The 22,743-nt window shown below is 26.8% G+C and carries 39 protein-coding genes; 15 read left to right on the top strand and 24 right to left on the bottom strand.

The window, feature by feature from the left end:
- Positions 1-3: 3 nt before the first annotated feature.
- From BQ2505_RS02380 to BQ2505_RS09010, 23 genes are all read right to left on the bottom strand, one after another.
- A complete protein-coding gene (locus tag BQ2505_RS02380) occupies positions 4-264 on the bottom strand; it encodes a hypothetical protein (RefSeq protein WP_074016199.1) in 261 nt (86 codons plus the stop codon).
- A 1-nt stretch (position 265) separates the two neighbouring features.
- A complete protein-coding gene (locus tag BQ2505_RS02375; protein WP_074016198.1) occupies positions 266-529 on the bottom strand; it encodes a hypothetical protein in 264 nt (87 codons plus the stop codon).
- Positions 530-572: 43 nt separating this feature from the next.
- Positions 573-1,496 (bottom strand): DNA cytosine methyltransferase, encoded by a 924-nt coding sequence (locus BQ2505_RS02370; RefSeq protein ID WP_074016197.1) that lies wholly within the window; start codon positions 1,494-1,496, stop codon positions 573-575.
- Positions 1,493-1,648 carry a hypothetical protein gene (locus tag BQ2505_RS08810; RefSeq protein WP_187367080.1) on the bottom strand — a complete coding sequence of 52 codons (156 nt, stop codon included), beginning with the start codon at positions 1,646-1,648 and terminating at the stop codon, positions 1,493-1,495. The genes BQ2505_RS02370 and BQ2505_RS08810 overlap by 4 nt, the downstream gene beginning before the upstream one ends.
- Positions 1,649-1,650: 2 nt before the next feature.
- Complete coding sequence (locus BQ2505_RS09015) at positions 1,651-1,785, bottom strand: hypothetical protein (protein ID WP_262360267.1); 135 nt, start codon at positions 1,783-1,785, stop codon at positions 1,651-1,653.
- Between the two features lie 87 nt (positions 1,786-1,872).
- Positions 1,873-2,085 (bottom strand): DUF3310 domain-containing protein, encoded by a 213-nt coding sequence (locus tag BQ2505_RS08915; RefSeq protein ID WP_074016196.1) that lies wholly within the window; start codon positions 2,083-2,085, stop codon positions 1,873-1,875.
- 9 nt (positions 2,086-2,094) lie between these two features.
- Positions 2,095-2,670: a restriction endonuclease subunit S gene (locus BQ2505_RS02360; protein ID WP_235817366.1), complete on the bottom strand. Its 576-nt coding sequence runs from the start codon at positions 2,668-2,670 to the stop codon at positions 2,095-2,097.
- A gap of 29 nt (positions 2,671-2,699) precedes the next feature.
- Positions 2,700-3,686 carry an N-6 DNA methylase gene (locus BQ2505_RS02355; RefSeq protein ID WP_074016194.1) on the bottom strand — a complete coding sequence of 329 codons (987 nt, stop codon included), beginning with the start codon at positions 3,684-3,686 and terminating at the stop codon, positions 2,700-2,702.
- Between the two features lie 47 nt (positions 3,687-3,733).
- Positions 3,734-3,913, bottom strand: a complete 180-nt coding sequence (locus tag BQ2505_RS02350) for a hypothetical protein (protein WP_074016193.1) — start codon at positions 3,911-3,913, stop codon at positions 3,734-3,736.
- Between the two features lie 20 nt (positions 3,914-3,933).
- The gene (locus BQ2505_RS02345) at positions 3,934-4,518 is read right to left on the bottom strand and encodes a hypothetical protein (protein WP_074016192.1); all 585 of its coding nucleotides are present in this window, start codon (positions 4,516-4,518) and stop codon (positions 3,934-3,936) included.
- A 59-nt stretch (positions 4,519-4,577) separates the two neighbouring features.
- Positions 4,578-4,787, bottom strand: a complete 210-nt coding sequence (locus tag BQ2505_RS02340; protein WP_143403530.1) for a hypothetical protein — start codon at positions 4,785-4,787, stop codon at positions 4,578-4,580.
- A gap of 10 nt (positions 4,788-4,797) precedes the next feature.
- Positions 4,798-5,079, bottom strand: coding sequence for a hypothetical protein (locus tag BQ2505_RS02335; protein ID WP_074016190.1), 282 nt, complete (start codon positions 5,077-5,079; stop codon positions 4,798-4,800).
- A 114-nt stretch (positions 5,080-5,193) separates the two neighbouring features.
- Positions 5,194-5,367: a hypothetical protein gene (locus BQ2505_RS08805; RefSeq protein WP_187367079.1), complete on the bottom strand. Its 174-nt coding sequence runs from the start codon at positions 5,365-5,367 to the stop codon at positions 5,194-5,196.
- A gap of 2 nt (positions 5,368-5,369) precedes the next feature.
- Positions 5,370-5,999, bottom strand: a complete 630-nt coding sequence (locus BQ2505_RS02330) for a hypothetical protein (RefSeq protein WP_235817365.1) — start codon at positions 5,997-5,999, stop codon at positions 5,370-5,372.
- Positions 5,992-6,696, bottom strand: coding sequence for a ParA family protein (locus BQ2505_RS02325; protein ID WP_074016189.1), 705 nt, complete (start codon positions 6,694-6,696; stop codon positions 5,992-5,994). Before BQ2505_RS02325 ends, BQ2505_RS02330 begins: the two co-directional genes overlap by 8 nt.
- 15 nt (positions 6,697-6,711) lie before the next feature.
- Positions 6,712-7,098, bottom strand: a complete 387-nt coding sequence (locus BQ2505_RS02320) for a hypothetical protein (RefSeq protein WP_074016188.1) — start codon at positions 7,096-7,098, stop codon at positions 6,712-6,714.
- Positions 7,098-7,325: a hypothetical protein gene (locus tag BQ2505_RS02315; protein WP_074016187.1), complete on the bottom strand. Its 228-nt coding sequence runs from the start codon at positions 7,323-7,325 to the stop codon at positions 7,098-7,100. The genes BQ2505_RS02320 and BQ2505_RS02315 overlap by 1 nt, the downstream gene beginning before the upstream one ends.
- A 135-nt stretch (positions 7,326-7,460) precedes the next feature.
- Positions 7,461-8,432 (bottom strand): hypothetical protein, encoded by a 972-nt coding sequence (locus BQ2505_RS02310; protein WP_074016186.1) that lies wholly within the window; start codon positions 8,430-8,432, stop codon positions 7,461-7,463.
- Positions 8,433-8,452: 20 nt separating this feature from the next.
- Positions 8,453-8,647: a hypothetical protein gene (locus BQ2505_RS02305; protein WP_074016185.1), complete on the bottom strand. Its 195-nt coding sequence runs from the start codon at positions 8,645-8,647 to the stop codon at positions 8,453-8,455.
- A 12-nt stretch (positions 8,648-8,659) separates the two neighbouring features.
- Complete coding sequence (locus tag BQ2505_RS08800; RefSeq protein ID WP_187114554.1) at positions 8,660-8,836, bottom strand: hypothetical protein; 177 nt, start codon at positions 8,834-8,836, stop codon at positions 8,660-8,662.
- 23 nt (positions 8,837-8,859) lie between these two features.
- A complete protein-coding gene (locus BQ2505_RS02300) occupies positions 8,860-9,090 on the bottom strand; it encodes a hypothetical protein (protein ID WP_074016184.1) in 231 nt (76 codons plus the stop codon).
- A gap of 11 nt (positions 9,091-9,101) precedes the next feature.
- Positions 9,102-9,317 carry a hypothetical protein gene (locus BQ2505_RS02295; protein WP_074016183.1) on the bottom strand — a complete coding sequence of 72 codons (216 nt, stop codon included), beginning with the start codon at positions 9,315-9,317 and terminating at the stop codon, positions 9,102-9,104.
- The gene (locus BQ2505_RS09010) at positions 9,310-9,438 is read right to left on the bottom strand and encodes a hypothetical protein (RefSeq protein ID WP_262360266.1); all 129 of its coding nucleotides are present in this window, start codon (positions 9,436-9,438) and stop codon (positions 9,310-9,312) included. The genes BQ2505_RS02295 and BQ2505_RS09010 overlap by 8 nt, the downstream gene beginning before the upstream one ends.
- A 461-nt stretch (positions 9,439-9,899) precedes the next feature.
- Between BQ2505_RS09010 and BQ2505_RS02285 the strand changes: the two genes are divergently transcribed.
- A complete protein-coding gene (locus BQ2505_RS02285; RefSeq protein WP_074016182.1) occupies positions 9,900-10,124 on the top strand; it encodes a helix-turn-helix domain-containing protein in 225 nt (74 codons plus the stop codon).
- An 83-nt stretch (positions 10,125-10,207) separates the two neighbouring features.
- Here the strand turns inward: BQ2505_RS02285 and BQ2505_RS02280 are convergent, their stop codons facing one another.
- On the bottom strand, positions 10,208-10,414 hold the full coding sequence (locus BQ2505_RS02280; protein ID WP_074016181.1) for a hypothetical protein: 207 nt from the start codon (positions 10,412-10,414) through the stop codon (positions 10,208-10,210).
- A 150-nt stretch (positions 10,415-10,564) separates the two neighbouring features.
- Here BQ2505_RS02280 and BQ2505_RS02275 point away from each other — a divergent pair, with 150 nt between their 5' ends.
- The 14 genes from BQ2505_RS02275 (at position 10,565) to BQ2505_RS02205 (ending at position 22,729) form a co-directional block, all read left to right on the top strand.
- The gene (locus BQ2505_RS02275; protein ID WP_074016180.1) at positions 10,565-11,011 is read left to right on the top strand and encodes a helix-turn-helix domain-containing protein; all 447 of its coding nucleotides are present in this window, start codon (positions 10,565-10,567) and stop codon (positions 11,009-11,011) included.
- A gap of 22 nt (positions 11,012-11,033) precedes the next feature.
- Positions 11,034-11,432: a hypothetical protein gene (locus BQ2505_RS02270; RefSeq protein WP_074016179.1), complete on the top strand. Its 399-nt coding sequence runs from the start codon at positions 11,034-11,036 to the stop codon at positions 11,430-11,432.
- Between the two features lie 35 nt (positions 11,433-11,467).
- Complete coding sequence (locus BQ2505_RS02265; RefSeq protein ID WP_074016178.1) at positions 11,468-11,995, top strand: PH domain-containing protein; 528 nt, start codon at positions 11,468-11,470, stop codon at positions 11,993-11,995.
- A gap of 440 nt (positions 11,996-12,435) precedes the next feature.
- A complete protein-coding gene (locus tag BQ2505_RS02255; RefSeq protein ID WP_074016176.1) occupies positions 12,436-12,624 on the top strand; it encodes a hypothetical protein in 189 nt (62 codons plus the stop codon).
- Positions 12,624-13,712 (top strand): hypothetical protein, encoded by a 1,089-nt coding sequence (locus BQ2505_RS02250; protein WP_074016175.1) that lies wholly within the window; start codon positions 12,624-12,626, stop codon positions 13,710-13,712. Before BQ2505_RS02255 ends, BQ2505_RS02250 begins: the two co-directional genes overlap by 1 nt.
- A gap of 175 nt (positions 13,713-13,887) precedes the next feature.
- Entirely contained in the window at positions 13,888-15,204 is a 1,317-nt protein-coding gene (locus BQ2505_RS02245) for a DNA modification methylase (RefSeq protein WP_074016174.1), read from the top strand.
- A gap of 2 nt (positions 15,205-15,206) precedes the next feature.
- Positions 15,207-15,887, top strand: a complete 681-nt coding sequence (locus tag BQ2505_RS02240) for a terminase small subunit (RefSeq protein WP_074016173.1) — start codon at positions 15,207-15,209, stop codon at positions 15,885-15,887.
- 126 nt (positions 15,888-16,013) lie between these two features.
- On the top strand, positions 16,014-16,604 hold the full coding sequence (locus BQ2505_RS02235; RefSeq protein WP_235817364.1) for a hypothetical protein: 591 nt from the start codon (positions 16,014-16,016) through the stop codon (positions 16,602-16,604).
- Entirely contained in the window at positions 16,597-18,417 is a 1,821-nt protein-coding gene (locus BQ2505_RS02230; protein ID WP_074016171.1) for a phage terminase large subunit family protein, read from the top strand. Before BQ2505_RS02235 ends, BQ2505_RS02230 begins: the two co-directional genes overlap by 8 nt.
- On the top strand, positions 18,414-18,824 hold the full coding sequence (locus tag BQ2505_RS02225; RefSeq protein ID WP_074016170.1) for a DUF6148 family protein: 411 nt from the start codon (positions 18,414-18,416) through the stop codon (positions 18,822-18,824). Before BQ2505_RS02230 ends, BQ2505_RS02225 begins: the two co-directional genes overlap by 4 nt.
- An 8-nt stretch (positions 18,825-18,832) precedes the next feature.
- Positions 18,833-20,362 (top strand): phage portal protein, encoded by a 1,530-nt coding sequence (locus BQ2505_RS02220; protein ID WP_074016169.1) that lies wholly within the window; start codon positions 18,833-18,835, stop codon positions 20,360-20,362.
- A complete protein-coding gene (locus BQ2505_RS02215; protein ID WP_074016168.1) occupies positions 20,331-21,362 on the top strand; it encodes a head maturation protease, ClpP-related in 1,032 nt (343 codons plus the stop codon). The genes BQ2505_RS02220 and BQ2505_RS02215 overlap by 32 nt, the downstream gene beginning before the upstream one ends.
- 8 nt (positions 21,363-21,370) lie before the next feature.
- The gene (locus tag BQ2505_RS02210; RefSeq protein WP_074016167.1) at positions 21,371-21,688 is read left to right on the top strand and encodes a hypothetical protein; all 318 of its coding nucleotides are present in this window, start codon (positions 21,371-21,373) and stop codon (positions 21,686-21,688) included.
- Between the two features lie 12 nt (positions 21,689-21,700).
- Positions 21,701-22,729, top strand: a complete 1,029-nt coding sequence (locus BQ2505_RS02205; RefSeq protein WP_074016166.1) for a major capsid protein — start codon at positions 21,701-21,703, stop codon at positions 22,727-22,729.
- Positions 22,730-22,743: the final 14 nt, after the last annotated feature.

Genomic DNA, 22,743 nt, shown 5'->3' with positions numbered 1-22,743 from the left:
TAGCTATACCTCTTTTCCATAAATCCCTTTACAAAAACTTTTATTTTCTTCATACATTTTTAAATTTACAAACCAATTTTTTTTAAAATTATAAATAAGTTCTCCTTCAGAATTTATACCCCATTTTTTAGAAACATATATATTATCTTCATCTTCTATTGCAATAGGATAACAGCAATAATGAGTGATATCATAATCTTTTGTTTTTTTGCATATATTTTTTTGATAAATTTCTTTTATCTCATCTTTTGTTAATCTTTTCAATTTAATCACTTCCCTTAACAGTTCCTTGAAATAAAACCATATGATTGTTTATAACAACATGATTGATTTCAAATGATTTATTTAATTTTTGAATTTCAGCTAAAATATTTATTCTATCAGCTTCTATAATTTTGAAAGAATCATAGTGTAAAGCTATCAGAATATTTTTTTCATCATTATTCATAGATAATGAACTTTTTACTTTTATATATTTTTCAACTTCTAAGAAACAATTTTGAACTTCCATAACTTTGTCAAAATTCATTAATTACCTCCAATTTTTCCCTTTCTTACTTTCTCATCTTAAACTACTTAAATAATTCTTTAAAAATTGCTTCTAAAACAGGAACACAAATGCTATTCCCTGCTTGTTTGTATAAAGCTCCATTCATTTGTTTTTTATTTAATTTATGTTGTTTAGCTACTTTTTCAAAATCTTTATCATCAAATCCCATTAATCGCCAACATTCTAATTCAGTCAAGTACCTATATTGTCCATTTCCTATATCTATAATACCTGCATTTGGGCATCTAAGTTGCTTAGTTGTTATAGTTTTACAGTGGTCATCAATTATATATAGCCCAAATGTTCCTGGTTTATTTATCTTATTTAACATACTTGGTTGAGTGACCAAATGTTTTTCACTGTAGTCATTTGTTAAGTATTCTCTTATATGTTTCATTTCCTTTTTTTCTAATGCAGAAAAATTAAATTTATTATCACCAAGAATAGAAATAGTAAATACCCTTTCACGATGTTGTGGTATTCCAAAATCTTTAGCATTTAGAACATCAAATTTATTTATATAACCTAGTTTTTTCATTTCTTCGAGGTACTTATTAAAGTTGTGTATCATATGCTTAGATAGTACATTCTTAACATTTTCCCAAATAACAACTCTTGGTTTCCAAATTCCCATATTTTTTATTATTTTTATTGTTTCCCACATTAGTGAACTTCTTGTTTCACTTCCTAAATCTGCTCCATTTTGTTTCCCTGCAATACTAAAATCTTGGCAAGGACTGCCATGTATCAATACATCGGGGCATAAATTCCAACCTACAACTGTATCTGGTTTTTTTTTATCTAACTCATGAAACATTGCATTATAACTTCTCACTGCTTTTTCATCTATTTCAACATAATCTATTGATTTATGAGATATACCTAAATTTATAAGTGCTTTTCTTGGTGCTCCAATACCTCCAAATAATTCTAAAACTTTTATCATTTATTTCGCCTCACAAATCTATAAATTGGTAATTTCTCTGAATACAGTTTAATATGATTAAATTCCTCTGTACTTAATTCACTTGCCTTAAAGCTTAATATTTTCTTTAAGTTTTTTTTATAAAAAGCATCTAAGTTTTTTCTAGTAGCCATAGTTATTCCTCGTATTCTTTTATAAAGTCTCTTAAAGTTTCTAGTGCTAAAATATAATTTTCTTTAAAAACACAATGAAAAATATAATTCAAATGTTTCTTTTTATTAATATTTAAATCTTTGGCAATTTCATCCATAATATTTTCCCAATCAGTTCTAAATTCTTTGAATAATTCATTAGCTTCACCTATTTTATCTAAATAACTTTCTGAACGATTATAATTTTAAATAACCCATTCCAAATACTTAGCAGCTTTCTTATAGTCTTCTAATCTATTTTTCTTTTCTGCTCTTATTAAATATTTAAGGATGTTTCCTAAGCAGAAAGCTACAAACCCTTTTGTGCCTAATACTCTTTTAATTATTTTTATACTATTAAAACCACAAATTTGGTAATGGTTAGCATTGTTTATATTATCTATTTTTTTATTTTCCATTTACTCCTCCTAATTAAATTTGAAAATATGATCCATATATACTTTTGAATTTTCATCAATTATTTTTATTTTTTCTTCCAATTCAGTAATATCATTTTCAAATTTTCTTTTTAATGCTATAAAATTATCAGTGATTTTATTTTGAACTTCCAGAGTGGGAATAGTTATTAGCATATTTTCAAAATCCAATTTAGCTAATCTTTTAACTTTTTCTCCAGTTGATTTTTTATAAATATAATCTCTAACTGTGTCTTTATAATTTAGGTAAAATGAGATATATCTCAAGTCAATAATATCTTTAAAGCTATCTTTTAAGATTAAGATTGCAATATTACCATTTACTGCTGCACTTTTTTCATTTTGATATAAAACACATCTTCCAATGTCCTTATCATCAAAATCTTCTAAGTTTACTAATATTTGTTCTTTTTCTACTTTTGTAGCTTTTTCATAGCTTTCATCATCTATTCTGTTTATTATTTCTTGTGCAAAACAGTCATATTTTCTTGAAATATCTCCATAGAATATTGCATACTTTCCATTTTGTATTATATTTTTTTTTGTAAAAATATCTTTTTTACTCATATACTTTATGTCAAAAATATCAAATATTCTTACTTCTGCATTGCCTCGAATAGAGATAATAATTTCAATTGCTTCTCTGATGCAGTCATCGAACTCTTGCATTTATTCTTACCTTTCAATTCTTTTTCATATTGATTACATATTACTCTTATTTTTCTTATATTTCCTATTACATCAATATTTGCTCCACATTCTTTAACTAAAAAGACATCTAACTCCAAGTTGTTTTTAAGACCATTTATCCAAAGTTCAGAAGTTTGTGTATTTAAAGCATTTATATCAATTTCTTCTACTTCTCTTTCTTCTTGTAATTGTTGCCAAGAGTAATCATCTTCTAAAGTCCATTCATCTTCTAAAATTTGCTTGTCTAATTTACAGTCATAGATTTCCCTATAAACTTTGTTATCATTTTTTTCTTTATCAATAACAATAAATATAACTGATATTCCTGTATCTGTGAAAGCATTATCAATTCTATTTAATTCAGCTAAGTTATTTCCTATAAGTTTTCTGAATGTTTCTTCAGTTCTTCTATAACCTACACCAGGAAACAAAATATAAAATCCAAATCTTTTAGTATATTTTAAAGATTTTAGAACAAATATATCATCTACACAGCCTGATTTTTTCCACTCAAATTCTTTTTGTATATTCTTTTGTTCTTGTTCTGATAAATCTTTAAATTTTATTGAGAAAGGTGGGTTCATGATTACACAATCTACAAGTAAATTTTCTTTCTCATATTCAAAAAAGCTTTTTGCTTCTAATTTTGAATTTTTAAAATTTTCTTTGGCTGAATTAATAGAGTTTTCTTGCACATCTACTCCATAAAGTACAGAAGGATTAACAAATTGTTCTAACTGACCACTTCCTACTGCACCATCAAATACAGTTGGATTTTCTACGCTAATGTACTTTTTAACTTTTTTAGCAACATACTTTCTTAATTCTGTTCCAGTTATATATTCAGCTAAATTCTTACTAATTTCTCTATTATTATGTTCTTTAAAGATCATTATCTATATAACCTCACACCTACTTAATTTATTAAAATTTTTCATTTTTATTCACCTAATTTATACCAGCTATATTTATATCTTTCTAAATCATTTTTTCTTTTACTTACATAATACTTTTTTAATTTTTTACATTTAGAAGAATAATCTATAACAGTACTTATTTGTAAAGCACCTTTTATATATCTTTTAAAAAGTTTTCTTTTTCTATGTTTTTTCCTATTCATATTAACTCCTAACTATAAAATTATAAAAGTTCAGGAATTGCTATATCTTGATATACCCAATTCATATATTTATTAGATAAATCAAATAATTTATTTAATTCTTTTTCATCAATTCCAATTTTTCTAGCAATCCCTCTCATTTTAGCAGTATTTAAATCTTTTACCATTCTAGCCCATGAACCAAGTGTTCCCATGAAACCAGCTGGAAGCCTTTGTTTAATATCATCAAGAGTTAAAATCAAATTTTCACTAATTCCATTGAGACATTTTTCAGTTTGTTTTCCAATCACATCTCTATAAAATAAGTTATTTTCAACATCTTCTCCTTCATCTTCAGACTCAAAATAAGTATTAAATATTTTATCTGCAACTGCTCTTGTTTTACTAATTAACATGAACTTATCAAATTTGATATAGCCTTCATTTTCTTTAATTTCTTTATCCCAAACCTCTTTATGTTTTTGACAAACAATTGAGATATTTAAAAGAGTTGTAGCAAACTTTGTAGCAAGAAGTTTTTCATCAGCTGGTTTTTTAATTATTTCAATTTCTTTTTTTTCATTTATTTTTATTTCCCTTTTCTCTGTTTTCTTTGCTTTCCTCATTCTTGACACCTTTCTCTGCCATAAGAGCAGCCAAAGCTAGTTTTAAAATATCCATAGAATCACATCCAGCTTTCCAAAACTATAAATGGAAAATTTAATTTATTTTTTAAATTTTTCCAAAAGCTATTTTTCATGTAATCAACTTCAAAGCCTTTTATTTTTTCTTTCTTTTCATAAGCTATTACAACTGCTTCATTAAAACTACTTGCAGTATATTCTCCATTAACTAAGTAAAAATTTTCTCCAACTTTTTTTATGTCTAGTAACATTATTTCTCCTTTACATCCAACCATAATACTTTGACTGACCTTGAAAGCCTTTTAAAACTTCTACTCCTATAAAGTCAAAACCATTTGATCCTTTACTACACCATCTCTTTTCATATTCATTAACTTCATTTATTGTTCCAGTTAAGTCCCAGCTTGAATATGAACCATTTCTATTACAAGCACTTAACTGATTTATTCCATAAATTTCTTTATATAAAATTGGTCTACTTACTTTCTTTTTAAATATTCCAAATTTATCTTTTATATTTTCTATTTTTCTTATTTTTAACATCTTATTCTCCTAAAATGTATTGACACTACAAATAACTTTCTGTTAAAATAAAACTGTTTCGGGGCTTTATCAACACGAGCAAGTTATTTGCAGTGTAAAATGATAAAGTCTTTTTTAGACTAATCTATTTAAAACCTTTATGAAAACTTTAAGTTCCTCTACTTCATTTCTTAAACTAACAATTCTTGCAATTCCTAACATAGCAACAGCTGCATCATCATTAATCAATGATTCATTATATTTAATAGTTGCTTCTGCTTTTTCTGTTAAAGTTTTTTTATCAATCATAGTTATAGTTCCTCCATAAGTTTTTGTAGACTGTTAATATATTCAGTCAATTCTTTTTTATATTCTGTTTTTTCTTCCTCTTTTAACTTTTTAGCTCTTTTTTCCATTTTTTTAATTTTATTGAAATTAAAATATTTTTGTTCTTTAACTTTAACTTCAACTTTTTCTTCTGCTTTTGGTGGAGCTAGAAGCTCTCTTATTTCTTTAACTTTTAAAACATCTGTACTTAAAACTGCTTGAACATCATCAAAACCTAATGAATTATGAGATAAGACTTTTATAGCCTGATCTGACAAACTAAATATTTTATCTTTATAATCAGGAAAGTAAGAATATAAGTTCCATCTTTTTAGAAATACAGAAACCATATCTTTCGTAAGACCTGCACTTTCATACCAAGCCATAAAACTTCCAGAAGGTTTTAATATTTTTTCTATCTCAGCTAATGAACTACAGATATCAAATAAATTATTTTTATATTTTCTAAAAGTATTTAAAATTTTTGCTTCATGTTCTTCAACTTGTTGTTTTTCAACATCTGAAATTTCGTAACTTCCGAAATCAAATTTTCTTAATTGACTTCCAGCTATTGCATCCTCAAATGCTTTCATTACATTATTTTCATTACTCATCTTCTATTTCACCCCACACTTTTATAAAAACATTTTTTATTTGCTCTAATTCTTGAGATCTTCTTTCCCAAAGTAAAGTACCTTTTTCAATTAAGTTTAAAATTATTGAAGATTGCTTAATTGGAATAGATAGAAATACCCCAGAACGATTTAACTTTTCTTTTAAAAAAGAATAAAAGTTCTTCTCTATTGCAGTTCTTCCTACTCTATTTGGAATGACAGCTCTAATCTTAGATAGATCTGTTTTTTTAAGTAAGTTTAAAATAGAATTTGTTGTAACTGAATCTAAAAAAGTTGGAACAATTATATGTTCAGCTATATCAACAAATATTCTGTCCAGATCCATAACTGGAGAACCATCTATAATAATGTGGTCAAATTCTTTTTTTAGATTATTAATTTGTTTCTTAAACTTTTCATCAAGATTCCCTTTTACCTTATAGTCTTGAAGATGTAAGAAAAATAGATTAGGTCTTAATTTTGTTAATTCATAATTTTTCCCTTCCAACATATCTTCAAGTCCTTTTTTCTTTGTATCTTCAATTTTTATTCCAGAATAATTTAAAATATTATTCTGAGAGTCTGAAGTTAATATCAAGACTTTTTCATTTTGAAAAGCTTTATAGGCTCCTAATTGTAAAGCTATCCAGCTTTTACCTACTCCGCCTTTATTATTTTTTACAAGTACGACTCCCATAATCTCCTCCTATTTTTAAATTTTTTTATTGTTCTTTTTTGCAAAATAAATTTTATGATTTTGTAAATTTATTAATTTTACTCCACTAGCTTTCAACTCTATTAATGGAATACTTTTATGTTGTTTTTTATTTTCTAATACAAATACTCCATCTTTTCTTCTTTTTACAATTCCACATAAAATTAAATTTTCATCTTTTGTTGCTAATAGATAATCATCTGTGTATATATATTTTTTATCTTCTTTTATTCCTGTACTCTCCAACCAAATGACATCTTTAAATTCAAAAGTTAGTTCTTCATTTTTGTTTATTCCTGTTATTTTTCTACTTTCAAAGTTTATGTTTAAAACTTTATAAACTCCACCAGTAACAATGCTGTAAATTTTACCTCTTAATTTCACTATTTAATCTCCTTCTTGTTATAAAATTCAGGTTCTCTAAGTGCTTCTTTTATTCCAGCTCCTATACAATATAGGTCAAAAGATAATCTACCCCAGTTGTAGCAATATTTATATTTTTCAAAATCTAATTTTTTGTCCTCTGGAAGCTTGGAGTTAAGTTCTTGAAAATCTTTTTGAATTCTGCACCATTTATCAAAAGGCATATTAATTTTTATAGATTCACTCATAACATCACTCAACTTCCTTTATAGTAGGTCTTTCAATTTCAACTATCTTAGGATTTTTTACCTCTATTATTTTTGGTTTTTCTTTTTGATTTTTCATAATCCCCCTTTCAAATATCAAAAGTAAATTAAATCTAGCTAATTTTTTTCTTGAATATATTTAAAAATGAACGGAGTAATTAATCTATAATACATAACTGTGCTATTCTTTTTTAATTCAAGAAAATGATTAATATTATTATTTTTTAAAATTTCATTCTCTATCTTTTCTTGTTCTTCTAGGGGAAGCTCCCAAAAAATCTTAAGAAATTTTTCATTTCTTTCACTCTCCTTTTTTTCTTCTTTTTTTAAATTTTCCTGTTCAATTTCTCTATTTTCAATTTCTTTAAGGTTAATTTCAGCAGTCCCTTTAAAAAGATGATTAGAGAAAATAGCAGCTATATTTTTTACTCCTGGTTTATTTTTTAAAATATCTATTTGTTCTTGGAAGAGTTTTAAAAGATATCCCAAAGAGTTGATCTTTAATAACTCAATAATTTTATTTTCATGCTTCTTAGAAAAATCAATTTTATTTTCTTTGAACCATTCTTTTATTCTTTTTAAATCTTCAGAACAGTCATATGATTTATTATGTTCTTTATGATTTAATTTTTTATTTAAGTTATTTATTATATATTCTTTATTGTTGCCATTTTCAGACAAACTAGTTTGACTATTTTCAGCAGAATAGTTTGTCTTTTTTTGACAATCCAGTTTGTCTGAAAACGACAAACTGGATTGCTGATTTTGGAAAACTAGATTTTCAATCATTTCATAGTTGACTTTAAAATATCTTTTGCAGGGAACTCCCTTATTTTTTTGTTCCAATATTTTTAAGTCAATTAACTCTTTGATTATCTTATCTTGCTTGTGTCTACCAAGCCCTGTAAGTTCTCCAATTTTTTCTATGGTTTGATAGAACCAACCCTCATTATCTGATAGTCCGTCAGATGCTTCTATAAGAATTGTTAGTAGGAAGGCTGATTCTATCCCAAGTTCTTTAACAATTTGCTTATTCAATGTGTAATAGTTACTGGACATCAATAACTGCTTAAATGTTTTTTCTTGCATTTTATCCAGCTCCTTATTTTTTAATAAATTGGTTTTTTAATCAGTGAATATTGTTGAGCTATTTCTTCACAGATTTGTCTTATTTCATATTCTCTAGCTGCTGATAACTGGTCAGCAGTTTCTTTTTTATTTTCTTCAATCATTTCTTGTGTTATCATTTCATTTATTAAATTTGCTAATGCTTTTTCTATTTTTTTTCTATCTTTTATATACATTTAAGCCTCCAATTAATCATTTAAAATATCTTTTAAAGTCCAAATTTCAATGTTCTTTGTGCTTATATATTGCCAAAGAACTTCATCTTCATAGCCATTATCTAACTTATCTTGATATTCTTTTAGAAGCTGTCTTCTCAAATCTTCAAGTTTTTCTACTTTCTTTTCAATATATTCTTTACTTTTCATAATATTATCCTTTCTTTAATTAATTACTTCATTCCTTTATAGAGTTTTTCAAGTTCTTTCATTGCTTCCATTAATTTTGGATGCTTAGAATTCATTATTTTATTTTTTGTTTCTTCATACCAATTCTTGCTAATATCACTATTGATATAATGTATTCTTTGTATTCCTAATAAATTCATTTGTACTTTTCCTTGTAATTCCACTAAGGCAAATATTGTTTTTGTAGTTTCATCTATAAAATATAAATCTTTCATTTTTTATCTCCTTAAAATCTTTTTTTTATTTCTTCAGCAAAACTTTTATCAATGTTCAAACAGCAAGGTTGAATATTGAATTTTTCTGGTAAAATTGAATATTTAAAATCAATTTCTTTTTTTGCTTCTTCTTCAGAAGTAAATGCTAAAAGAATAGTTTTATCAGCATTAGTTATGATATAAATAGTTCTAAAATTTTCAGGTATTTTATCTTTTTTCTTAGGCATTTTTATCGCCTACTTTGATGTTACAAGGATAGCCCATTTTCTTAAGTTCATCCTTAATTTCAATGAATTTTGTTGTTTTTCCATACTTGTTAATTAGTTCTTGTAGTTCTGTTAGTTTCATAAATCTTCCTCCCATTCTCTTGGGAAATACAGAAAATATATTGTAATATTATAGTGATTATGCTATAATCACTTATATCAATAAGGGAGTCAATTATTTATAATTACTTCTTTGAAAGAAAAGAGTACTTTGGTCGGTGGCTCTTTTTTTTATTTTCTCCATAACTTCAAATCATTTTTACACTCATCTAATTGTTATTAAGAAACTAATAAGTAAAAAATTTTTAATCATTACACTTCCTTATTTTGAATTTTCTATATCCTTCCCATAATTTAAAAAAGTTTTTTATTAATTTAAACAATTTTTAATTGTTATAAACTAATAATAATCTATTTTAAATTGTTTGTCAAGTGTAAAAATTGTTTTAAACAATTTTTTTTGTATAAAAAAGATTGTAAAATTGTTTTTAATAGTATATAATCATATTAAAAGCAATTTAAAATTTTTAAAGGAGGCTTAATATGATCAAATTCAAAATTCATATTTTAATGGCTGAAAAAAGAATGACTCAAAAAGATGTCATGGAAGCCACTGGGATAACAACTACAGTAATGAATAAATATTACTATGGTACAATAGTTAGAATACCTACTCTTCATATTGATAAACTTTGTAAATTATTTAACTGTCAACCAAATGATTTATTTGAGTATATTCCAGATGATGAAAAAAATATTCAAGAATAATTAATCTTTTAATAGCACAGCCCACAAGTGTTAAATGCTTAGGGGGAGTAATTTGTGAGTCATGCTATTCAAAGATTATTTTTTTAAATTATCACTTTAAGATTTTTTAATGTATTTTCAGGAATTTTTAAAATACTTTCAACTTGTTTTAAAACTTCTTTATTCTTCTTTTTTATGTGATGCCACATTAATTGTCTTGACATATTAAGTTTACTTGCAAGTTGACTAATTTTTATATTTTCTTCAATACATTTAATTTTTATAAACTTCTCAATATCCAAATTATTCACATTTACCTCCTTTTGTTTATGTTTACAATCGTAAATACTTACTAAGGTAAATATAAACTATCTATTTACTTTTGTCAACACTTTTTTTAGAAAATCGTTTACTTATGTAAATAAAAATTATAAAATAAAACAAAAAAAGGGAGGTTAAATATGGATGAAAAAATAAAAGAATTAGGAACTTATATTGATAATTTAAGACAAGAAAAAAATTTAGGATTTAATCAATTATCAAAAAAAAGTGGAGTTAATGCGAAAACTTTAAATGAAATAATGTATGGAAAATCAAAAAGAGTAAACCCTGTATATTTAATTCAATTGGCAAAAGCATTAGGAGTTCACTATAAACAATTTTATTGGATTATTGGATATTTACTTCCTGAAGATGATATTGTAAAAAATAAAAAAATAGGGGATTTTAATTTTATTAATACTAAAATTGGGAATAATAATATTATGGTAGGAGGGAATATTTCTAGTTCTACTATTACACAAACAACCGAAAAAAACGAAAAAAATATGTCACTTGATCTAACAAAACTTAATGAAGTTGATGCTGAAAGTATAAGAAATATCTACAATTCATTATTAAAAAAATAACATAGAATAAGGGAGGAGAAAAATGGGTATACATTGTTATGAAAGTGAGATTGGAAATAATAATATTTTTGTTGATGGAGATTATACAGTTAGTCAAAATATTTTACCAAAAGAAAAAATTTTAAATATCTATGAAAATATGTGTAATTATTATTACTTTAAAAATCTTACTACTTATAAACTAAGACTACATAATTTTATTTTAGAAAGTTTACCTTACTATGAATGGACTCCTGAGGAAGAACAAGAATTTTTTATTGTATTAGGTGATACTTCTGAATTTCTAGATGAACAAATTAATTATTATAAAGCAGCTATTGATGTTTTTCCAAACTCTATTGATGCTAAAAGGCTTAAATGGGCATATATAAAATGCATAGTTATTAAATTTTTTAGAGAATTATTTCCAGTGAATAATTAAAATAAGATATTAAAATTTTTTTATTAGGAGGAAAAATGAAAAGTTTAGAAGAAATTCAATTAATGTTAAAAGAATGTAGTGCAAAAGATTTTTTTGGAACTAAAAAGGAAGTAAAAGAACTCCCTAATATTATTCAGGATAATGAAGTAATAACTTATGCAACTTCAGGATTTCTAAATAATAATACTTGGTTGATTGTTTCAACAAATAAAAGAGTAATTTTTTTAGATAAAGGAATAATATTTGGATTAAAACAAATTGAAATACCATTGGAAAAAATAAATTCAATAGGACATAAGAAAGGATTAATTTTAGGTGACATTGAAATTTGGGATGGGGCTTCAAGAATGAAAATTAAAAATGTTCAAAAAGATACATTAGTACCTTTTGTAAATGCAGTCAATAAAGCTAGAGAAGAATTGAGAAAACCACAAGAAGCTAAAGTATTTCATCAACAAGTTAGCTCTGCAGATGAAATATTAAAATTTAAGTCATTATTAGACCAAGGTGTTATAACTCAAGAAGAGTTTAATAAAAAGAAAAAGGAATTGTTAGGATTATAGATTATAATAAATTTTTTAAATAAAAATGGAGAGATAAATTTATCCTCCATTTTTATTTTATATATTTTTTATATTAAGTCCACTTAAACTCTACTATTCAAAAAAAATTATACTTTCATTTACAATAGTAAAACTTGCTTTTTTAATAAAAGTATGATATTAATTAAATCAATTTAGATGTATATTGTAAATACTTACTTTGGTAAATGTAATTTGAAAGGAAATTTCATGAACTATGAATTTGACTACAATTATCTAATAAAAATAATCTCAAAAGAAAAAGTTATGTATGAAAATTCTGAGTATATAAACATTATTGCTAAGTTTTGTTATTTAGATAAAAGAACATTTAAACAAGGTTATGAGAAACTTTCTAAAAAATATAATGATGAACAATTTAAGATTCTTACATATCAAAAAATAAGGAGGAGCTGGTATGAATGTCCAAAGCCAAGAATTCGGATAAAGAAATAGGTCATAATTTTTGCAGTTGTGGAGAATATCTATACTCTGAAAAAGAAGAAAGAATAAGGGTAGCAAAAGGTAGAAAAGTTACAATCTATCTCAAAAGAAAAGAAATAGAGATAATTTGTCCAAACTGTGATGAAATAACAAAAGTGAAATTCTGATGTATGGACTAGATAGAGCTTGTGTCTTTGTTGATGTCCAGACCGATATTTTGTATGTAAGAGAAAGAGTTAAAAAAATGTTTCCTCATTCTTTTTCAGAAAGTCTTTCAAATCATACAAATAATTACAAAATTGATAAAAAAAATATAAATTATATCAAGTTGGAAGAAAAAAAATTAAAAAAGATAACAACAATAAAAATAGATTTTTCTTATCCTAGATTTTTTGAAGATGATAATATTTTTCCATTATCTGATGAAATAAAAAAAATTATAGTGGAAGATAATCTAATAAAACTAATCAATGGTCTAACAGACTATGAAATAACAGAAGATGAAGTAAGATATGAATATTTTGAATTTACTACACAAGAGGCAGTTGGAAATTTTTATAAATTTCATAATATCATAAGTTACTTCTTCAAAGCACTTACAAGAAAGTATGATGATTTGGATAAGGTCCAATATTATAATTTCAATCAAAATGAAAATAAATTTTATACAACAGGTTTTACATTCCAACCAATGATTGGTTGGAAAATTAGACTTTACTCAAAAGGTCATGAAAACAATAAAAAAAATAATATAAGAAAAGTCAAAGGAGCAATTCTTAGACTTGAACACAGATTAACAAAGAAAATTATAAAAAGCTACTTTGAGTTTAACTCAATAAAATATATAACAATAAAAGACATAAAAGATTGCATTCAAAACACAATATCACAAACTTTAGGAAAAATGCTGATTGAAGAGGTAGAAAAATCAGTTGAAGTCCTTAAAGAAAAGTTTATAAATTTTAGATGTCAAGATTTAGATTCACTAATTAGAGATAATTTAGAGTGGATATTTGACTATAAAATAGTTGATGATATTGTTACTAGTAGTAGCAATAAATGCTACAGACAGGTTGTTTTTTATCGTAGCAAGATAAAAGATATCCTTACTCATTCACAGCAAAGAGCATCTCCACAAAGAGAATTTTTTTCTAATATAGAGAGGCTCGAACTATTCTTCGCAAATCTAATACTCTTTAATTGCAAAGTCAAATGTGATACCAAAAATCATTTGGCATTTTTTTGCAAAAAATAGGAAGAAAAAACTTCCTATTTTCACACATTCAAAAAAATTTTTCCATTTAATATCAATGCTTTTTAATAGTTTTCTCGCGTGATAATAATGTGAGGCACTTTAATCCTGAAACTGAAAATATAATTATTTGTTTTTATAATGCAAAGATTTAAAACAATTTAGAACAGGGAGGACTATGGAAATAATTAAAATCAATTTAGATGTTTTAAAAGAAAATCCAAATAATCCTAGAAAAAGTACAGATAGTCAAATTAATCTATATAAAAACTTATTAGATAGATTTGGTTGTGTATTTCCAATAATAGTTGATGCTAATAATTATGTTGTTAGTGACTATGCAAAAGTAGAAGCAGCAAAAATATTAGGAGTAACTGAAATTGAATGTATTTCCATTGAAAATTTAACTGAAAATGAAATACAAACAATAAGAATTGGAGAAGCAAGGGCAATAGAGCTAGGCGAATGGGATTATCAAAAATTATTTGAAGAACTGACAAAACTAGGAGAAAACCTAGAATTAACAGGATTTAATATAGATGAGATTGAAGCATTATTACCTGGTGAAGTTCTTGATGAAAATGAAATAAAAGAAATAGATATTCCTGATGTTGAAGAAAACTATTTTTCAAAGCAAGGGGATATTTGGTTATTAGGAAAACATAAACTTATGTGTGGAGATTCAACTAATTTAGAAGATGTTAAAAAATTAGTTGATAATGAAACTATGGATTTAATGGTTACAGACCCACCATACAATGTAAATTATGAAGCAACAAATGGAAATAAAATTAAAAATGACAATATGAGTTCTGAAAACTTTTATAAATTTTTATTAGATTTTTATAAAAATTCTTTTGAAGTTATGAGAGCTGGTGCAGCTTATTATATTTTTCATGCTGATAGCGAAACAAAGGCATTCAGAGGAGCATTGGAAGAGGCAGGATTTAAAATATCACAATGTTTAATCTGGGTAAAAAATCAATTTGTTCTATCAAGACAAGACTACAATTGGAGACATGAACCTTGTCTTTATGGTTGGAAAGAAGGAGCAGCACATTATTTTATAAAAGATTTTACACAAGATACAGTTATAGAAAAAGATTTAAAAGCTATTGAAAATTATAGTAAAAAAGAACTAATAAATATTTTAAAACAGATGTTAAGAGAGCAAGAAAGCATAATTAGAGAGAACAAACCATTGGTAAATGATGTTCACCCAACAATGAAACCAATCAAATTAATTGCTAGATTAATTCATAATTCTAGTAAAAAAGATTGGAATATTCTTGATTTATTTGGTGGGTCAGGAAGTACATTAATTGCAGCAGAGCAGTTAAACAGAAAAGCATTTTTAATGGAATATGATCCTAAGTATGCTGATGTAATAGTTAAAAGATATAGAAGTTTAGGTAAGTTAGATATTATTTTACAAAGAGAAGGCAAGGAATATAAGTGGGAGGAAATAAAAGATGAGTTAATCAGTGAGGCATAGAGATGAGTAAGTCAGATAATTTTAATGAGAAACAATTAAAAGTCTTAGAAATATATGTAGAACTAGAATTGATTAAGTTCAGTAAAAAGAAAAAAGACTTTTATGATGAGATACAAAAAAGAACTAAATATAACAAAAATACTATTATCTCTTGGATAAATAGATATCTTGTTAAGTATAAAGAAATCAGAGCAGAAATAGTTGAAAAACAAAATGCAAAGATATGCAACTTTGAGGGCTTGACAGAAAAACAAACTAAATATGTTATATACCGAATGTCTGGAATCGGAAAAGAAGAGGCGAAGGAAAAAGCTGGCTACAGTGAAAAGACAAAAGCAGCAAACATAGAAAGAAGTCCAAAGGTTGCAACTAAGATAACAGAATTAAGAGAAATACTATTTCAAGATACACAATTAGGGATATTAAGTATAGCAACAAGATTAAATAAAATTTTAAATAGTGCAATAGAAGGAGTAGATATAATTGAATACATAGATGAATCTAGTCCTGATGGACACACAGTAAGCAAGAGAGTGCGAAAGGACAAACCACTATTAGCAGGAGTAGCAGCAGCAAGAGAGTTAAACTCAATGCTAGGTTACAGAGTAACTGATGAGGCTAAACTGAAAGCTGTGATAAACAGTGAAAATGATACAGCTGTGAGTGATGAGGACTTCGAGTAATCAAAAAGGTACTGTGACGAAAATTTTTTATTAGAGGGTGCGGCTGGAGGCTCGGAACTTTTCAAATACGAAATTTTTTGATTTCCTTCCCAGTTCCAAAATTTATATATACGCATGGGAGAAAATATGATACTTGCAAATGAAAAACAATTATCAAAAATTCTTAATATTTCTGATAGAAGGGTTAGAGAACTGTTCAAGGATTATAAATCAGAAAATGGAAGTTACCCTCTTATTAAATGTGTAACTGAATTTATAAATCAAACCAGGAGTGGAGATATAAACCTGGTAACACAAAAAACTTTTGCAGAAATTTTAGGACTTAGTGAAAAGACAGTTAAAGAACTTGCAAATCGTGGAGTATTAGAAAAAAACTCTAATGGACAGTTTGATTTGAAAGATAATTTAAAAAGATATTTAACTGTTAATGATGAAAGAAATAAGAAAAAAGCAGTTGAAAGAGAACTGCAACAGTTTAAACTTGAAATTTTACAAGATAAATATCATCAGGATGAAGATGTTAAATATGTTTTAACTGATATTTTAGTTAAATTTAAAGCAAAATTACAAGCAACAGCTGTAAAAATTGACAACGAAATTACTGAAATATCAGAAGCTGATAGATTAGATTATTTAAAAAATACTTTGATAGATTGCTTGGAAGAACTGGCAAATTATAATCCACCAATTAATAGGAGAAAAGCAAAAGATGTATAAAAAAACCAGAGAATTAATAAAAGAGTGTTTAAGAATATTGAGACAACCACCACTTGTAAGTGTTATGGAGTGGGCTAATCAATATAGAGTTTTAGATACAACATCAGCAAAAGAAGTTGGTAAATTCAACGTTGAAAGAACACCATATATGATAGAAATATATGAAAAAATAACAAAAGGAGAAACTAAGCAAGTTACATTGATGATGGCAGCACAATTAGCAAAGAGTGAGTTAATCATCAATACAATTTTAAGATATGCTCATTTAGATCCTTGCCCAATGTTAATAGTTCAACCAACTGATGAAATGGCTAGAAGTTTCTCAAAGGAGAGAATACAACCAGCTATAAATAATTCTATATTACACACAATTATTAAAGAACCTAGTAAAAAAGATTCTGGAAATACTGTTACACATAAAATGTTTCCAGGAGGATATATAGCTTTTGTTGGAGCTAATTCTCCTTCAAAGTTAGCAGCAAGACCTATCAGAAACATATTTCTTGATGAAGTTGACAGATATCCAAAGAGTTCAGGAAATGAAGGAAGTCCTATTTCACTTGCTAAAAAAAGAACTTCTACATTTGATGATATTACAAAACACATTATTACAGGAACTCCAACAGTGAAAGGTTCATCTGAAATAGAAGATGAATATAATAATTCAAGCCAAGCTGAATGGTATATTCCCTGCCCTAACTGTAAGAAAGAACAGACTTTTAAATGGGGTAACATAAAATTTGAACCTGATGGAAGTAATGTAAGAATGGTCTGTCCTCATTGTGGTAAAGCATTCACTGAAAAAGAGTGGAAAAAAGGTAATGAAAAAACTGGAAGATGGATACATAAATATCCTGAAAGAACAAAAAATCTAGGTTATCACTTGAATGGATTAGCTAGTCCATTTAGAAACTGGGAATCTATTGTTCAAGAATGGCTAGAAATTAAAGGAGATGTTGAAAAGCTAAAAGCCTTTATAAATACAGTTTTAGCTGAAACCTTTGAACAAGAATATACAGGAAGATTAGATCCTAAGAAACTTATTAAGAGAACTAGGGAAAAATATAGTTATATTCCTGATAAAGCTTTGATTTTAACAGCAGGAGTAGATATTCAAGATAAGTGGATAGCTATTGATATTAATGCTTGGGGTCTTGGATATGAAAGCTGGGGAATGGAATACATAATTTTACATGGAGATTTAAACCAGCAAGAAATTTGGGATAGACTTGATAAAGTTTTGGATAAAGAATATTTTTATCAAAATGGAGATAAATTAAAAATTTATTCAGCTTGTATTGATACAGGAGGACACCATACTCAAAAAGTTTATGACTTTGTAAGTCCTAGACAATATAGGAGAATAATAGGAATTAAAGGGCTTGGTGGAGAAAATGTCCCAATTAATAATGGATTTAGAAAAACAAAAAACAAGGAAATAGACCTATTATCAATTGGTTCAAATGCTCTTAAAGATATAGTTTCTGGAAGATTAGATGCAAGAATCAATGAAGAGGGATACTGCCATTTCAATGGAGAATATGGCAAAGGATATGATTTAGAATATTTCAAATCTTTAACTGCTGAAATAAAAGTTCAGGAAAATCGGAAAGTAGTTTGGAAGAAAATCCAAACAAGAAATGAAGGCTTTGACTGTAAGTGTTATGCAACAGTTCCATTCTACGTATTTAGAATAGAACCTGAAAATTTAGTAAATCTTAGCAGAGAAGAATTATTAGAACTATCAATTAATGGAGTTTTGACACCAAAGAAAACTGAAATAGCTATTGACAGAAAAGGGGTTGAAGTATGAGGAATATAGCAAGTTTTGAAAATAAATTAATAGAAATAGAGGAAGCTGAAGAGGATCTTATTCTACATGGTTCTGCCTGGGTAGCTGGTGTTGAATTTTTAAAAGAAAATTCAGCTGATATGAAAAAATTAGCTGATTTAAAAGAACATTATAAGAAAAAAATTGATGAAATTTTAAATACAAAAATAACAGTCCAGGAGTGTGAAAGATATATAAGACTTTATTTAGAAGCAGAGGAAGCTGTTTTAAAAGGTCAAGAATACACAATAGATGGACAGAATTTAAAAAGAGCTGATTTGGAACAAATAAGAAAAGGTCGGATTTGGTGGGAAAATAAAAAAGCTCAAATAGAAAGTGGAACAGGAGAAGGAATAAGATTTTTTCAAATAGTTCCTCATGAGTTTTAGGAGAAAATATGAAAAAACATAATTCTGAAATAATTAAATTAAACCAGGAACTTAGAACAGAAGAGTTAAGATACAAAATAGAAGCTACGAGGCAGCAAAGAGAATTTCTTAATTATAGTCAATCTGGTGCTAGTACAACAAAGATAGCATTTAAGGGAATGTATAATTCCTTAGATACTACAAAAGATGATATTGAAGATAATAAAGAAATCTTAATGGCAAGATCTAGACAACTTTTTATGGGAAATCCCATTTCAAGAGGGGCTATTTTAAAAATAAGAACCAATGTAGTTGGAGAAGGTTTAAAACTAAAAAGTAAGATTAAGAAAAATCTTCTAAATTTAGATAATGATCAAGTTGAAAAAATTCAAAAGCAAATAGAAACTATTTGGGATTTATGGGCAGATAGTGTTGAATGTGATTTTCAAGGTGAAGATACATTTGATTTTTTACAAGATTTAGCAATGATTACCTATTTAATAGATGGAGAATGCTTTGTCAATCTCCCATATCATCAAAGAAAAGGAGAATTATTTGATTTAAAAATTCAATTTTTAGACTCAGCGAATTGTGAAGCACAAGAAAATAATGACTACTTATATGAAGGTGTTGAAACAGATAAAAATGGAGTAATAACAGCATATCATTTTAAAAATAGACATAATGAATATACTAGAATACCAATATTTGACTCAACAGGGAGAAGACAAATATTAAAAATTAATGAAAAAGAAAGAGTAAATCAATTAAGAGGAGTTCCTTTATTAGCTCCTGTTTTGGAAATTTTATCTCAACTTTCAAGATTTACAAATGCTGAATTAATGAATGCAGTTGTTAGTGCTATGTTCACAGCTTTTATAAAACAAGACAATAATACAGGAAATACTGGGAAAATAGGTGGAGTTGGAGATGGAATATTTCAAAAACCTAATGGAAGTGGAAAAACATATGAAGGTACGGAACTAAGTATGGGTTATGGAAATTTTGGAGTATTAGAACCAGGACAAGACTTAGTTTTTGCAAATCCTAATAGACCAAATTCAAGATTTGAAGTTTTCTTTAATGCAATGCTTAAACAAATAGGAACTGCTTTGGAAATTCCATTTGAAGTTTTACTAGCTGCATTTAATGCTAGCTATTCTGCTTCAAGAGCAGCACTTTTAGAAGTTTGGAAAATGTATCGTAGAAGAAGAAAATGGTTAGCAAAAAAGTTTTGTCAACCTATATTTGAGCAAGTGATAGAAGAAGCTGTTTTAAAAGGTTATATAGATTTACCTGGTTTCTTAGAAAATCCAATAGCAAAAAAAGCATATTTAGGAGCTGTTTGGTATGGAAATTCACCAGGACAAATAGACCCTGTAAAAGAAGTTACAGCTTCAGTAGTAAAAATAAATAATGGATTATCAACAAGAGAAAGAGAAGCTACTGAATTAAATGGCAGCGATTGGAATGAAAATTTAGATCAATTAGGAATAGAAAATAAAAAGAAAAAGGAGGTTGGTTTAGATGGAAATATTAAATCAAGCAAGAAAGAATAAAAATGAATTAAATATTCAAATTTATGGTCAAATCGGTGGTTTTTCTTGGTTTGATGAGCCTGTAAATGCAGAACAAGTATACAAAGAACTTGAAAATTTTGGAAATGATATAGATACTATAAATCTTTATATCAATAGTCCAGGAGGTTCTGTAACAGAAGGATGTGCAATTTATAGTGCTTTGAAAAGACATAAAGCAGTAAAAAATGTTTATATTGATGGACAATGCTCATCAATAGCATCAGTTATAGCAATGGCAGGGGATAAAATAGCAATGAGTCCTGTTGCAACTATGATGATACATAATCCAATTACAGCATTAGCTGGTGATGCAATAGAATTAAGAAAAACAGCAGCTATTTTAGATATTATGAAAGATACAATTATTAATGCTTATGTTACAAAATCTCATTTAAGCAGAGAAGAAATATCTGCATTAATGGATACAGAAACTTATTTTACAGCTGATCAAGCCATTGAAAAAGGATTTGCAACAGAAAAAATTATATTTGATATTAAAAATTCTGAATTTTCAAACTTGGAAAACTTTAAAATAAGACCAAAACAAATTATTAACAGTGGAGACACTGAAAAAAAAGGAGGAGAGAGCATGGGAGCAAAAAACATGCAGGAGCTAGAAGCTCAAAATAAAGAATTAGTAGAAGATATAAGAAAGGAGGCTATAGCACAGGAAAGAAAAAGAATAAATGACTTAGATGCACTTAATGAACAAACACAAGGCAAATGTAAAGAAATTATAGATGCAGCTAAGGAATCTGGGAAATCAAAAGCTGATATTGTTGAAGATGTATTAGCAAAATTTATTGAAAACAAAGGAACAGAAGAAAAAGAAGTTCCTGAAGCCAAAAATCCAACTGATATCTTAAATACCAGAAGAAAAGAAAGTAAACAAATAGAAATAGACAATAGAATACCTGGACAAATTGATGATACAAAAAATTTAATAGCTGATATTGTGAATATAGCAAATGAGGACTAGGAGGAAATATGAAAAAAGAAATACATGAAACAAGTAATTTAAAAAGAAATCTACAATTTCCATTTTATACAGAAAAAGTAGAATTTGAAGCTGGTGAATATAAAATGGGAGATTTAGTTGAATTTGCAACAGGAAAAGTTAAAAAATTAACTACTGCTACTGAAATATATGGTGTAGTAACTGATGATTTTACTGCTGACACTAATAATAAAAAAAGCACTGTATATTTAACAGGTTCTTTTAATGAAAAATATATTAACTTTAATGGAAAAGATAAAGCTGAAGTAAAAAGAGCAGCAAGAAAACTTTTAATAATGATTGGATAAATGGGAGGAAATATGGCAACAAAAATATTTAATTTAAAAACATTAACAGATATAATTTCACAAACAAAAAAACCAAAGAATTTTTTATATGGTTTATTAGTTGGACAGGAAACAGCAGAAAAAACTCAAAAATTTGAGATACATACTAAAGAAGCTGGAAGAGAAAAAGCTCCTTTAGTTGGGAAGAGACAAAATGGAATTTTTGTTAGAAAAGAAGCCTTTGCAGTACAAGTAGTTGAACCAGCATACATAAAATTAAATGCTGTAAATGAAGCAGAAGCTCTATTCGAACAACAATTTGGGCAAACTGAATATGATAATCCTGTAGAAACAGGAAAAATGATGCTTGCAGATACAATGAAAAAATTTAAAGAAATAAGTTTTAGAACAAGACAATGGATGCTTATAGAAACATTAAGAACAGGTGTTTGCCCTATGGAATCTGGAATAGCAGGAATAAAATATGGAGATATTAACAAAGAAGTTTTAACAGGAAATGATCTTTTTAGCAGCCCTAATTGCGATCCTATTGAATATTTAGAAAAAAAACAAACTGAAATTCAAAAAGAAACAGGAGTTGTAATAGATACAATAATAGTTTCTCCTGATGTTGCTGGAGCATTTTTAAAAAATGAAAAAGTAAAAGAATATTTAAATATGAGACATGCAAATTATGTTCGTGTAAATGATAATATACCTGAAAATGATGATGGTAGAAAAGAAATAGCATATCTTCCAACATTAGGAATTACAGTTTATTCTTTTGTTGATTGGTATAAAGATATGGAAACAGAGATTGAAGAACAAGTTATTCCTGCTAAAACTTGTATTGGAGTAAAAGCTAAAAGTTTCGCTTTTAGATATGGAGCAATGGCATTGAGACCTGAACAAGGACAAACAGCAAAATTAATGGTTAAGAAAGAAGTTGTCAGAAAATGGGAACCTGATACAAGTGAAGATCAAGAATTACAATATTTCTCAAGACCTTTATGTGTTCCTCGTGAAGATGTAAAATCTTGGTTTATTGCAACTGTATTATAAGAGGAGTGATGAAA

Source organism: Fusobacterium massiliense (assembly GCF_900095705.1).
GTDB classification, from domain to species: domain Bacteria; phylum Fusobacteriota; class Fusobacteriia; order Fusobacteriales; family Fusobacteriaceae; genus Fusobacterium; species Fusobacterium massiliense.
This window is presented reverse-complemented; position numbering and strand designations above follow the sequence as displayed.